Annotated in this window: 9 protein-coding genes; 2 read left to right on the forward strand and 7 right to left on the reverse strand. The window is 46.5% G+C overall.

The window, feature by feature from the left end; all coding sequences use genetic code 11:
* On the forward strand, positions 1 to 2,695 hold a 2,695-nt coding region (locus CK1_RS12290), incomplete at its 5' end, for a YhgE/Pip domain-containing protein (RefSeq protein ID WP_306288901.1).
* A gap of 232 nt (positions 2,696 to 2,927) precedes the next feature.
* Entirely contained in the window at positions 2,928 to 3,179 is a 252-nt protein-coding gene (locus tag CK1_RS12295; protein ID WP_015526542.1) for a hypothetical protein, read from the forward strand.
* A gap of 182 nt (positions 3,180 to 3,361) precedes the next feature.
* Here CK1_RS12295 and CK1_RS12300 read toward each other — a convergent pair whose 3' ends face one another.
* The 7 genes from CK1_RS12300 to mnmE form a co-directional block, all read right to left on the reverse strand.
* Positions 3,362 to 4,918, reverse strand: a complete 1,557-nt coding sequence (locus CK1_RS12300; RefSeq protein ID WP_015526543.1) for a DUF4340 domain-containing protein — start codon at positions 4,916 to 4,918, stop codon at positions 3,362 to 3,364.
* Positions 4,918 to 6,447 (reverse strand): GldG family protein, encoded by a 1,530-nt coding sequence (locus CK1_RS12305; protein ID WP_015526544.1) that lies wholly within the window; start codon positions 6,445 to 6,447, stop codon positions 4,918 to 4,920. Before CK1_RS12305 ends, CK1_RS12300 begins: the two co-directional genes overlap by 1 nt.
* 13 nt (positions 6,448 to 6,460) lie before the next feature.
* The gene (locus CK1_RS12310) at positions 6,461 to 7,324 is read right to left on the reverse strand and encodes an ABC transporter permease (RefSeq protein WP_015526545.1); all 864 of its coding nucleotides are present in this window, start codon (positions 7,322 to 7,324) and stop codon (positions 6,461 to 6,463) included.
* The gene (locus tag CK1_RS12315) at positions 7,308 to 8,390 is read right to left on the reverse strand and encodes an ABC transporter ATP-binding protein (RefSeq protein WP_306288902.1); all 1,083 of its coding nucleotides are present in this window, start codon (positions 8,388 to 8,390) and stop codon (positions 7,308 to 7,310) included. The genes CK1_RS12310 and CK1_RS12315 overlap by 17 nt, the downstream gene beginning before the upstream one ends.
* A gap of 303 nt (positions 8,391 to 8,693) precedes the next feature.
* The gene (rsmG, locus tag CK1_RS12320; protein WP_015526546.1) at positions 8,694 to 9,296 is read right to left on the reverse strand and encodes a 16S rRNA (guanine(527)-N(7))-methyltransferase RsmG; all 603 of its coding nucleotides are present in this window, start codon (positions 9,294 to 9,296) and stop codon (positions 8,694 to 8,696) included.
* 161 nt (positions 9,297 to 9,457) lie between these two features.
* Entirely contained in the window at positions 9,458 to 11,347 is a 1,890-nt protein-coding gene (gene mnmG / locus CK1_RS12325; RefSeq protein WP_015526548.1) for a tRNA uridine-5-carboxymethylaminomethyl(34) synthesis enzyme MnmG, read from the reverse strand.
* Between the two features lie 1,048 nt (positions 11,348 to 12,395).
* Complete coding sequence (gene mnmE, locus CK1_RS12330) at positions 12,396 to 13,772, reverse strand: tRNA uridine-5-carboxymethylaminomethyl(34) synthesis GTPase MnmE (protein ID WP_015526550.1); 1,377 nt, start codon at positions 13,770 to 13,772, stop codon at positions 12,396 to 12,398.
* Positions 13,773 to 13,867: the final 95 nt, after the last annotated feature.

Here is a 13,867-nt window from a genome sequence, read left to right on the forward strand (position 1 = left end):
AGATACTCTGGATGAAGGTGTTCAGCAGTACACCGCTGGTGTGGATGAGCTTAATAAAAATTCTGATACGCTGAAATCCGGCGCAAGCAGCCTGGAATCCGGTGCAAATGCATTAAGTGCAGGTATTGATACTCTTTCCGACGGAGCAACACAGTATGTAGCTGGTGCTGACACTCTTGCAGATGGAACTACCACCTATGTGGCTGGTGCTGGCAAACTCGCAGCCGGTGCCAAAGAGCTTGCAAAACTTGAAGACGGACTCACAACAGTTTCCAATGGTATCTCTCAGCTGAATACCGGTGTTACCAAAGGAACCGATGACTCACAGTCACTGATATCCGGAACACAGCAGCTGGAAAACGGACTGAAAGCCCTGAACGATAAGGTTTCTGCTCTGAAAGAGGGAACAACACAGGAATCCATCAACAAGCTTGCAGCCGGCCTTACTTCCGCAAAGGATGGTATGGACACAGCCGCAGCTGGTATGAACAGTGCTGCAGCTGGTATGAACAATGCGGCAGACGGAATCAACAACGCAGCCGGATATATCACTCAGGCCGCAGGTATCACAAGTCAGACCAGCAGCAGTATCACAGACAGTCTGATCCCTGCTCTCCAGAATGCAGGCACACAGTTCTCACAGGTAGGTGATCAGGTCAGCAACATCCTTACAGGATACGGACAGCAGACAACGGAGGCACTTACTGATGCAAATACCAAGATCGGTACTGCCGGACAGACAATGACCGATTTAGCAGCACAGCTTCAGGCGATTCAGGCAACCGCTTCTGAGGACGGAACCATTTCCGCAGCAGCTCTGAATGATGTGATCAACGCTTTAAACAGCATAGCCGGTGGAATGACTGGCGTGGACGGTTCTTACATGAGCAGCTATTCTGATCAGGTTTCACAGCTTGCAGCTGGTGTATCCGGTCAGCTCTCTTCTACTCAGGAAAATCTGAATGCTGTTGCTTCCAAGCTTAACGAAGCAGCTTCCGGACTGACTCAGATCTCCGGAGGACTGACTCAGGGTGCCGGCACACTTTCTGAGGGTGCAACAACCATGACAGATGGTGCAAACCAGATGAGTGCAGGTGCAACAACCATGAGCGCAGGTGCAGAGCAGTTATCTGCAGCTACAAGTCAGCTTCCTACAGATCTGATCGCTCAGCTTTCTGCAGGTGTTACCCAGCTGTATCAGGGTGCACAGGCTGTAAACACAGGAACCAAGAACGTTTCCGCAGGACTTCAGTCTCTGGAAGACGGCACAGTCGAAGCCTTCCCGGCTGCAGCAGCAGGAATCAAAGCTCTGAACGATGGATTTGACCAACTGACATCTTATGATAAGCAGCTCAACGATGGTGCAAAGAATCTGAAAACAGCCGGCAAACAGATCACTGGCGCACTTCCGGATATCAAATCCGGTGCAGGTCAGCTGGCAGATGGTTCTAAGGCACTGACAGATGGAATCACAACTTACACCGATGGTATTGCTAAGCTTTCCGAAAACAGTGCTGCTCTTACAGACGGCACCAAGAAACTGGCAACAGGAGCCAATGCTCTTTCCAGCGGTGCTACTACTCTTGCAGATGGAACAAAAGCATTAGCCGATGGTTCCGGAACACTGACAACCGGAATCACAACCTACACCGATGGTGTTGCTAAGCTTTCCGAAAACAGCTCCGCTCTTACAGACGGTACCAAAAAGCTCTCAACAGGAGCCAAAACCCTTTCCAGCGGTGCTACTACTCTTGCAAACGGTACTAAGACATTAGCAAACGGTACCTCAACACTTCTCAGCGGTACCGAGAAGCTTGTAAGCAACAACAGCACACTTAACAATGGTGCAAAACAGCTTGCAGATGGCGCTGCCCAGATCCAGAGCGGTTCCTCTCAGCTGTATGATGGCTCCAAGAAGCTTGGAAGCGGTATGAAAGAACTGAAAGACGGTTCCAAGACACTGACCACAAGCCTCAGCGATGGAGCTACCACTGTAAAAGACAATTCAGCAAGTGATGAAACGATCAAAATGTTCGCAACTCCTGTTGTAAACGATGAAACAAAACTTACCGATGTCCCGAATAACGGACACGCAATGGCACCTTACATGATGTCTGTAGGCCTCTGGGTCGGCGCACTGGCATTCTGCCTGATGTATCCTCTGGCTCAGTATAAAGGCAAACTGAAATCCGGTTTCGCATGGTGGGCAAGCAAAGCTTCCGTCCTTTATCCGGTAGCGATCCTTCAGGGAATCTGCCTGATCCTGCTGTTACGTGCATTTAACGGATTCACACCTGCAGAGATGGGCAAAACCGTACTCTTCGCCTGCCTGACATCAATGACCTTTACCTCTATCATGTACTTCTTTAACATTACTCTTGGTAAAGTAGGAAGCTTCCTGATGCTGGTATTCATGGTCGTTCAGCTTGCAGGATCTGCCGGAACTTATCCGGTTGAGGTTTCACCTTCATTCGTTGCAAAGATCCATGCATACGTTCCGTTTACTTATACGGTCGATGCATTCCGTGCAACGATCAGCGGTGGCCGGAGCATTACCACTTCCATTATTGTAATGGTTGCACTGTTAGTGATCTTCACGATCCTGACGATCCTTCAGTTCAATCACATGACCAAGAGAAAGAAAGCAGAAAAAGTTGTTCTCTTCGACTGGCTGGAAGAAAGAGGTCTTGCATAATACTTAGTTACTGACAGAAGCTCCCCCGAACCTTCTGTTAGATATAGAAAAATTAAAACTGTACAGTTGCTCAGATGAGCTTCTGTACAGTTTTTTATTATTGTCCTCGTCAATTCTCCACGCTATAATTATAGCAGTTATAGAAAATCAAGCTCGCCAGTACACCGTGCCTGATCTATGCAGCAGATTTCAGTTCAGAAACACTCCTGTCAGATTCAGAAGAAGCGGCAATATGACTTCTCAGATCTACTCACAAACCGGAGCTCTTTCTGACTGCAAGCCTGCGATTTTCAATGGAAAAGCAACCTGGTATGCATCTAATCCACTGACCGCAAAAACAGACGGAATCATCACCTATGCTACACCATTTACCGTCTTCATGGTAAAACCTGGAAAGCTATCGGCAATACAAAAAATACAACCTACACCGATAAAAAGCCAGGCACCGCAACCAAATACTGTATCCGTGCATACCGCATCATAAACGGTAAAAAATATACGGACCTTATTCATCTGTAAGGACCGTAAAATAATAGCAACATAAAAACACCCCGGAAAATCCTAATCTGTGTGGTGTCTCCGAATATCTGATCATCAAGCGGATATTCGGAGATCACCTTATTATTTACGGATCTCCGAGGTGTTTTTATTTATTTTCTTAATATTTTATTTTTCCGCCTCAGCTGTTGGTGTTGCTATGGCTTCTGTCTCTGTTTCACCGTTTACCATGGTTTCATATGCATTGAACATTTCTTTTACTGTCATTTTGTTTACAAGAAATACCTTGTCTCCAACGACAGCTGCATAATAGTTTGTGTCATATGTGTAGAAGGTAACGGTTGTCTGGTTCTTGTCAGAGTCTGTGAATACAGCGGTCATCTCCGGATCTGCAGCCGGTGTATAAGCGTCTGTCAGTCTCTTCTGTCCTGCCATGTTTATCAGCTTGTTGTAGAAGGTGGTAAAGGTTGTACTTTCTATTTCCTTACCATCCAGCTGATAGGTTGTTGTTTCTTTTTCGTTTCCGTCATCATCTGTGGATGTTTCACGTGAAACATTTACAGTACTTGTTGTTTCACCGTAAGTAACCTGGAGCTGATCCAGATTTTTTACAGACAGATAATTGACGATCAGTGACCAGAGATCTGACGGCGTCTTGTCAATAACTGCACTCAGTGTATCCGTTGACATTGTATAGATCTGTTTGTTATCTACCGTTACATATCTGCTGCCATCTCCTGCCTCATCACCAACATAAATGACAAGCTGTTTATCTACTGTGGTTGTCTTGCTGTCTGCATCTTCTGAGCTGCTGTCCGTGTCAGCGCTGTCGCCGCTCTCAGAATCGCTCTCAGAGGCCGTAGAATCGTTTTCTCCGGATTCTGTACTGTCTGTGCTGTCATCCTTCACCTCTTCCTGATAATCCACTGTAATCGTCGCATAGGGCTTATCAAGGCCATACTGGGAAAGATCCTCTGCATTGTAGTTTACAAACTGGTCAAATGCAAAGCTTCCAAGTCCGGAGGTTACGTTTCCTGCTGCCGTTGTATCGGCAGACTCTTTATCGCTGCTTCCGTCACCGGAAACATTCCAGGTAGCTCCGTCGGAATTTTCTTCCAGGACATAGGAATCTTTATTCTCACTGACCTGGACCTTTTTCACTGTGGAAGAATCAATTGTCGGGAAATCTTCTCCCTGTGCATAATCGTAAAGGGAATTCATAAACGGAGACACAGTGTCCGCTGCCACTACATATACCGTGCTGTCATCATCATCCTTGGAAATGTAATACTGATTCGTAGACGTATTCTCATCTCCGATGTTGAGCTTCGTTGTCCCATCAGCGGTATCAACGGTTACTGTGTTAGATGGAGAATCCAGCCCGTATTCCGTAAGATCCTCCACATCCTCCAGGACTCTATCCGCTTCCACCTTTTTGATGGCGGAAGCTGCGGAATCCAGAGTTGTCTGATTTACAGGAAAAGCAGTCTCATCCTTTTTCACCCAGGAATCATCTTTTTTCTCAAAGGTCACTTCCTTCTTGTCTACGATAAATTCCAGGGATTTAATGTCATCCGTTTTCACGGAAAACACTTCTGTTTTGCTTTCCTCTTCGCTGCTCTCTGTCTTTTCTTCTTTGGATACGTAGGTGTTCAGTCCCACATAAACGCCGCCGAGAACTGCCAGAACAACAACTGCTGAAACAAGTTTGGTTGATTTTTTCATTATGCTTTTCTCCTCTTAAGCCAGATCAGAAATCCTGCAACAAGGAACACTCCCGGGATCAGACCAATGGTACAGATCTTCCAGAAGGCTGCAGCATAATCGGTTACTGTCAGGCTTGTGGACTCAAGGCTCTTGGATGGAATAGAAACGGAATTACTGTCGTCTGTGCTGGTCATCCAGTTTAAGGACTCCAGAAGGAGCTTTTCATTTCCGCCGGATACCATCTGGTTTATCTGGCTCTCCATCAGATTTGCTGTGGAGTAGTAAACGATCTGTGTTTCCTTATCATCATCCAGTTTCTCAGTGATGGCAACACCAAGATCAAACGGTCCGTCTACATCTCCGTCTTCCTTTTCGATATTGCTGCTCTGCATATTTGTTTTGGAGTAAGCCTTGTCAGAGGTTGTCAGGATACTGTCGATGGTTACGGTATCTCTTACATCATCTGTTTTCTGAATGCCCTGCGCATACGGTGCCAGTACATAGGAGCCTGCAGAAGCTGCCTCAGAGCTTGCATCTGTGCTGTTGACTGTTGGTACAAGATAATATGGCATCTGCATTCCATAATGCTGATTATCACCCTCAAATACGATTCCCTCTGCACACTTTACACCATAGTTTTCAAGAACCGCATCAAAGTTCGGCAGATCATCCTGTGTATAATCCGAGAAGATCATAGCTTTTCCGCCTGCCTCCAGATAATCCAGGAGCTCTGTTTTTTCTTCCTCGGAAATATCGCTGGTCGGAGATACGATCATCAGGCAGTCTGCATCATCCGGAACCTTTCCCTCTGTGAGAAGGTTCAGCTCCTTAATATCAATGTTTGCTTTCTGGATATCTTCTTTAAAGCTGGAATCCAGATCTTTTTCTCCGTGTCCGGATAAGGTGTACATGATCGGAAGATCCTCGGATGTTACATAACCGATCGCACTTGTGATCTGTCCTTCTCCATCAAATCCGGTAGTAGTCTGCTGCCAGGTATTATAGTCTACTGAAGAGGAATACATATCGTTGTAATTGATAACCTTGTTTCTGTCGCCGCAGACTACGATCAGGCTGTTTGACGCAAGATCATCGGTTGTATATTCCGATGCAAATTTCGGATTTACAACAGGGTCTTTTACCTCAACTTTAATATGCTTGGACTCATCTTTATAACGTGAAAGCAGATTGGAGATCGTGTCGTCCTCAGAACCGCTTGCCGCGATCTGATAAATGGTAACATCCTTATCCAGTGCCTTCAGTACCTTCTTTGTTTCATCACCGATGGTGTAAAGCTTGGATGAGCTTACATCCAGCTGTGAATATTTGGATGGGATCGCACCGACGATCATATTGATCACAACCACGATCACGATAAAGACTGCTGCCATAGCCATGCTGTAGGAACCATTTTTGATATGTTTTTTGCTAATGGTGCCTACCAGCTTTTTCGGATCCGGTTTATGTTTCTTTTTGCCGGAGTCCTGTGCGGTCTCCGGTACGGCTGCCTCGCCTTTATTTTTCTTAAATTTCTCACTGAATTTCATTTCCATTCACCCCCTAGTTCCAGCGTCTCTTCTGAATGGACTGCATGGTAAGGAACAGGCAGATCGCAATAACAGAAATAAAATAAACGATTCCTGTCACGTCAAACACGCCTTTTGTAAAATTATCATAATGTCCGCTCAGGTTAAATACGTTCAGTACCTTCTGGATACCACCCTGGAAAATACTGGATTTTACAACGTATACGATCACAAGGGCAATCTCTCCCACAGCTCCGATCACTACAGAGATCAGGACATTTTTGATCATAGTATAAATGATGATCGCGATCGCCACGATCAGAAGTCCGAATGCCACTGCAGTTGACATGGAGGTCTGTGAAAAGAATGAGGAAATTCCGTTCATCATATAGAAGGCGAACAGGAATACAAACGTAAGTACTGCTGCAATTACCTGGCTTTCTGTAAGCGCTGACATAAATACACCGATCGCCAGATTCGCGCATCCCAGAAGGAAAAATCCCAGGATTCCGGTGTATGCGGAAGCATAGGAAATCGTTCCGAACTTACTCATGATCAGAGGATAAACGCACATGATCACGACCGGAATGGCAAACACAGCTACCAGTGCAAGATATTTTCCAAATACGATATCCCATACAGATACCGGTGCGGTCAGAAGAAGCTGATCCGTTTTCTGCTTGCGCTCTTCTGCAAGTACGCGCATGGAAAGGATCGGCACACCGATCAGGAACACAAAGGTCAGTGCACTTAAGGTAGTTTCAAATTTTGAATAGCCGCCTGAAAGCTGATATGCGGAAAAATAAATTCCGGTCAGCACCAGGACAAAAAATATGAAGAGATATCCAACCATGGAGGTCAGATAGCTTTTCAGTTCTCTTTTAAAAATCGCTGTCATGACTGATCCCCCTCTTTCTCATCAGAAGCCTTCTCTGGTTCCCCGTTTTTTCTTCCTGAGTTTTTTCTTCTTCCGATGATCTGTCTTCTACCGGTTTCCACTGTGAGCTTTCCGGTTTTCCGGCGGATTTTTTCTCTCCTTCGGTAAGCTCAAGGAATACATCCTCAAGGGAAACTCTCTTAACCTGCATCTCGTAGATTGGACAGTTCGCTTTTGCCATAGCGTAGAAGACTTTTTCACGGATATCCACATTTTCCTGAATGGAAAGTTTTGTTTTCCACAATTTTTCATCGCTGTCATAGGACATTTCCACTCCGGTTACGCCTTCGATCGTTTCCAGAGCTTTTCGAATCATGTCTTTCTCGCCTTTTACCTTCATAAGGAGGCTGTTGGAGCCTGCTGCCAGACGTTCCAGATTATCCGGTGTATCGCTGGCTACCAGCTTTCCATGGGAAATGATCAGAACATAATCACACACTGCTCTTACCTCGGAAAGGATATGGGAGCTTAGGATAACCGTGTGCTTCTGCTTCAGGCCTTTGATCAGGTCACGGATCTCGATGATCTGCTTCGGGTCAAGTCCTACTGTCGGCTCATCCAGGATGATCACCTCCGGATATCCCAGGATCGCCTGTGCAAGGCCCACCCTCTGGCGATAACCTTTGGAAAGGTTTTTGATCAGACGGTCTTTCATGTCTGTGATCTTTACCATATCCATGACTTCTTTTATCTGCTTGTCTTTTTGGTTTCTTGGGATTTTTTTCAGATCAGCCGCAAATTTCATGTACTCAAGAACAGTCATGTCAAAATAGAGCGGCGGCATTTCCGGCAGATAGCCGATACATTTCTTGGCTGCCTCCGGTTCCTCCAGAATATCATGACCATCGATCATCACTTTTCCTTCTGTGGAAGCAATGTATCCTGTGATCATGTTCATAGTTGTTGATTTTCCTGCACCGTTGGGGCCCAGGAATCCGTAAATTTTCCCCTTTTCGATCTGAAAGGAAAGATGGTCAACTGCAGTATGATCGCCATACTTTTTGACCAGATTACTTACTTCGATCACTTTACTCTCCTCCTTTTATTTTCAGGGAAATACTTTTTTTAATTATCGATTTCCCATTTTATAAGATGCCAGAGGCAAAAGGTCCTGAAACTGAAGCCCTTGACTCTGGCGTCTTTTCAATACCAATAGAAAATGCCCCTGGATGAAACAGAGAATGGGGGAAATCCAGGGGCATCTCTATCGGATTATAGTGTAAAAGTAATTTGTGATAAAAGTAGGATAAATTTGTGATAATTTTGTGAAACTCCCGGACAAAGAAATCTCCTGTCGGACAGATTTTGCCTTTGTTCGACAGGAGGTATCTTATGCCAGTGGCTCTCTGAGCGGTGTTCCGGCTTTTCTCGGATATTTGCCCGGGGTGTTCTTTACCTTCTCGATAATGACCAGGGAGCGGCCGATCTCAGATCCCGGAAGGTCAAAGTACTGAATATCCCTGATCTTTCCACCAAGGATTTTTACTGCTTTCTCTGCTGCTTCTGCTTCTTCCTTTACAGAACCGGATTTATAGGAAACAAAAAGCCCTCCGACCTTTACATACGGGAGACAGTATTCAGACAGGGTTGCCAGTCCGGATACTGCTCTGGATACGCAGAGATCATATTTTTCTCTGTAGGCTTTGTTTTTTGCATATTCTTCAGCTCTTCCGTGAATGGCGGAAATCCCCTCCAGGCCCAGGAGCGCAAAGGTTTCTTCCAGGAATTTTACTCTTTTATTGAGGGAGTCCAGAAGGCAGGCTTCCACCTCCGGGAAGGCGATCTTCAGGGGAACACCCGGGAATCCGGCGCCGGTTCCGATGTCCATAACGGTTTTTATCTTACCCATATCTACAGCCTTGACGCAGCAGAGGCTGTCCAGGAAATGTTTCACGAGAACCTCGTCAAATTCTGTGATACCGGTGAGGTTCATGACTTTGTTTTTTCTACAAGATATTCGTAGAATCGGATAAACTGGTTTTTCTGCGTGTCACTGAGTGTGATCCCAAGCTCCTCGCAGCCTTTTTCCAGGATTTCTAAATTGTACATGCAGCTTCCTCTCTTATTTTCTGTGTTTTATTGTTATTCTTTGTATTATCCGTGTTTATGTCCGGATCTGCTTTCCAGATATACAAGAAGCACGGAAATGTCAGCCGGGGAGACACCGGAGATACGGGACGCCTGACCGATGGACACCGGTCTGTAGGCTTCCAGCTTCTGGCGTGCCTCAATGCGGAGGCTTCCTACATCTTCGTAATCAATGTCTTCCGGAAGCTTTTTCTGCTCCAGTTTCTTAAACTGCTCTACCTGCTTCATCTGGCGGCGGATGTAACCGTCATATTTGATGTTGATCTCTACCTGCTCACATACATCTTCCGGAAGCTCCGGTCTTTCTTTATCGATGGGTGCAAGCACCTTATAGTTAAGCTCCGGCCGACGGATCAGCTCTGCAATGGTGGTTCCGGATTTCAGAAGGGTACTGTTCAGAGATTCCAGAAGGCTCTGTACCTCTGCAGAACCACCTACGGTTGCATGTTCCACTCTCTCGATCTCTTCCTGGATCCGGCGCTCTTTTTCCTGTAATTTATGGTATGTCTCATCATCGATCAGGCCGACCTCCCAGCCTTTTTTGCGAAGACGAAGATCTGCGTTGTCCTGGCGGAGGAGCAGACGGTACTCAGCACGGCTTGTCATCATTCGGTACGGCTCATGGTTCTCCTTTGTTACCAGATCATCGATGAGAACGCCAATATATGCCTCTGAGCGGTCCAAAATCAGCTGTTCCCGGCCTTTTACCTCCATAGCTGCATTAATTCCCGCTATGAGGCCCTGAGCGGCTGCTTCCTCATATCCGGAGCTTCCGTTAAACTGTCCGCCGCTGAAAAGGCCCTTGATCTTTTTGAATTCCAGTGTGGGATAGAGCTGGCGCGGATTAATGCAGTCATACTCAATAGCGTAAGCATTTTTTACAATCCTGGCGTTCTCCAGACCCGGTACGGAATGGTACATCTCGTACTGAACATCCTCCGGCAGGGAGCTGGACATTCCGCCGATGTACATTTCATTTGTGTAAAGACCTTCCGGTTCGATAAATACCTGATGGCGTTTTTTGTCTGCAAAACGAACTACTTTATCCTCAATGGACGGACAGTAACGTGGTCCGGTTCCTTCGATCATTCCGGAATAAAGGGGGGATCTGTCCAGATTTGCACGGATGATCTCGTGTGTTTTTTCGTTTGTATAGGTCAGCCAGCAGGATTTCTGCTCGATCTGTACCGATTCCGGGTCTGTGGAAAAAGAGAACGGTACGACTCTTTCATCTCCGAACTGCTCTTCCATCTTAGAATAATCAATGGTGTTTCCGGCGATTCTGGCCGGAGTTCCTGTTTTGAAGCGGAACATTTCGATCCCCAGCTTTTTCAGGGAATCCGTAAGGTAATTGGCTGCCTGAAGGCCGTTCGGTCCTGTATAGTTGCTGACGTCGCCGTAAATGCAGCGGGCCTTGAGGTAGGTTCCTGTACAGAGGACTACAGCTTTTGCGTGGTAGGTGGCTCCTGAGAAGGTTTTTACACCGGTGATATGCCCGTCTTCTACCAGAAGCTCGGTCACTTCACCCTGGCGGATGGTTAAGTTCTCTGTATTTTCCAGTGTCTTTCTCATTTCTGTGCTGTAGGCCTGTTTATCGGCCTGTGCACGAAGGGAATGAACTGCAGGGCCTTTGGACTGGTTGAGCATTTTGGACTGGATGAAGGTTTTGTCTATGTTTTTACCCATTTCCCCACCGAGAGCATCCAGCTCACGGACGAGATGCCCTTTGGAGCTGCCGCCTACATTGGGGTTGCAGGGCATAAGGGCGATGCTGTCTACGCTGACTGTGAACATGACTGTGTTGAGCCCTAAGCGGGCGCATGCCAGTGATGCTTCGCAGCCTGCGTGGCCGGCGCCTACTACTATGATGTCGAAAAACTGTTCCAGATTTTTCATGCTTTTTCTCCTTTATTTTTCTCTTATTCTTTTTCTTTATTTTTCTTTGTGATTTTCTTTTTCTTTGTTTATTGTGTGGTTGGTTTTTGGTTTTATTTTTACTTTCTTGCTTGGCAGAAGGCCTGGTTTTTTTGCTTTGGGAAGCTGTGGAAAACCGCAAAGGGGCCGTAAAGCCACGGCCCCTCTGCACACCCCTCGGGCTTTTTTTAGGAGTTCTTGGGTTGTGGTGTGTGATACGGTGCTGACTTTTGTCTGTATGCTTCGGTGTTGGATGTGAAACGTTGTGCCGAGGGGGGTGCAGTGGAACTGTAATGAGGTTCTCGACGTGCGATGCACGTCTGCGGGGTTATTCCTGCTTCCGTCTGCCATATTTCGGCTCAGTGTTGAATTGCCAGTACAGAAGCATACAGGTACAAGTTAGCATCTTTCAGCATTCCACAATCGCCGCACTATATAAAAAAGGCCCAGGGGTGTGCAGAGGGGCGCGGCCTTGTGCCCCTTTGCGGTTTTCTCACATTTCAATGTGATCTACCCTCTGCGGGGCCGCAGCCTATGTGCCATACAGCCGGAGGCCGCAGCCTATGCGGCATATACGGCCGATGTTCCGCAATCCATGCGGCATATACAGCCGGAGTTCCTCAATCTATGCGGTATATACGGCGGGGTCTCCGCAATCTATATTATGCAACAATATATCCTACAGAAATATACAAAGTTCCGTTAGATGCATTTCGGCTCAGTGTTGAATTGCCAGTACAGAAGCATACAGGTACAAGTTAGCATCTTTCAGCATTCCACAATCGCTGCACTATATAAAAAAGGCCCAGGGGTGTGCAGAGGGGCGCGGCCTTGTGCCCCTTTGCGGTTTTCTCACATTTCAATGTGGATCTACCCTCTGCGGGCTTCCGCAGTCCATGTGGCATACAGCAGGGAGCCGCAATCTATGCGGCATATACGGCCGATGTTCCGCAATCCATGCGGCATATACGGCCGGGATTCCGCAATCCATGCGGGCATTCGGCCGGGGCCTCCGCAGCCCATGCGGTTATTATTTCCCCATACAAAATTTAGAAAATATCTCATTAACAAGGTCTTCCCCAAGTGATTCTCCCAGAATCCGTCCCAGACTTTCGTATGCATCTGTCAGGTCTATGGAATAAAAATCCTCCGGCATTCCGCTTTCTATGCTATTTTCTACCAGAGAAAGACTTTCCTGTGCTTTTAAAAGCTCCTGTCTGTGGCGTTCATTGGTGATGTAGACTTCATCATTGAAGTCAATCTCCCCACTGAAGAACATTTCCCGGATTTTTTCTTCCAGGTCTGTGATCCCGGTTTCTTCTTTTGCGGAGATTGGGATCACCGGCTGGTTTATTCTGCTCTTTAAATCCTCTATATCTATAGCAGATTCAAGATCTGTCTTGCTGTAGAGGACAATTGTCTTTTTCTCTTGCAAAATTTTTATGATTTCTTCGTCGTTTTCATCTAATGGTACGGAGGAATCTACGACATAGAGGATCAGGTCTGCGTCTGCTGCCATTTCTTTGGCTTTGGATACGCCGATTTTCTCTACGATGTCTTCTGTCTGGCGGATTCCGGCTGTGTCAGCGATCTTTAATGTGATCCCATGCAGGTTGATATACTCTTCCAGTACGTCTCTGGTGGTTCCTGCGATATCGGTCACGATGGCTCTGTCCTCTCCCAGAAGCAGGTTCAGCAGAGAAGATTTCCCTGCGTTCGGCTTACCCAGGATCACGGTCCGGATACCTTCCTGTATGATCTTTCCGTCTCCGGCTGTTTTTAACAGGTTCTGTATCTTTTCTTTTTCTTCTGCTACGATCTGCTCTAATTCTTCCGAATATCCTGTCAGATCATAGTGCTCTGGGTCGTCTAATGCCGATTCAATGTACGCTATATGGTACAGTAGTTTCTCTCTGATCTGCTGTACATTTTTTCGGACTGAGCCTTTTAATTGTCCTACAGAGTTCTTTAATGAGTACTCATTTTTGGACTGTATCACGTCCATAACGGCCTCCGCCTGGGAAAGATCGATCCTTCCATTGAGGAATGCACGCTTGGTAAATTCTCCCGGCTCGGCAATAATGGCTCCGTTTTTCAACACAGTTTCCAGTACCTTTTTCATGGCTAAAACGCCGCCGTGGCAATCGATTTCTATGGTATCTTCTCCTGTGTATGTCCGTGGTCCGCGCATGGCCATGACCAGCACTTCGTCTACCATTTCTTCGTTATCATAAATATATCCATAATGGATGGTGTGGCTTGGGACGTTTTTCAGAGATTTTTTTCCACCCTTGGAACGGTATACTCCGGATGCGATCTCAAAAGCCTCCGGGCCACTGATCCTGACGATCCCGATTCCCGATGCGCTCATGGCTGTGGAAATCGCAGCAATCGTTGTCTCTTCCATTTTTCACTCTCCTTTGTCAAACGGATAAAAGCATCCGCTATATCACACTGCAGCTGATCGCTGCCATGCCGTTTATCCTGGTCCAGCGGATAAAA

This window comes from Ruminococcus sp. SR1/5, from assembly GCF_000209835.1.
In the GTDB taxonomy this organism is placed as follows: Bacteria; Bacillota; Clostridia; order Lachnospirales; family Lachnospiraceae; genus Blautia_A; species Blautia_A fusiformis.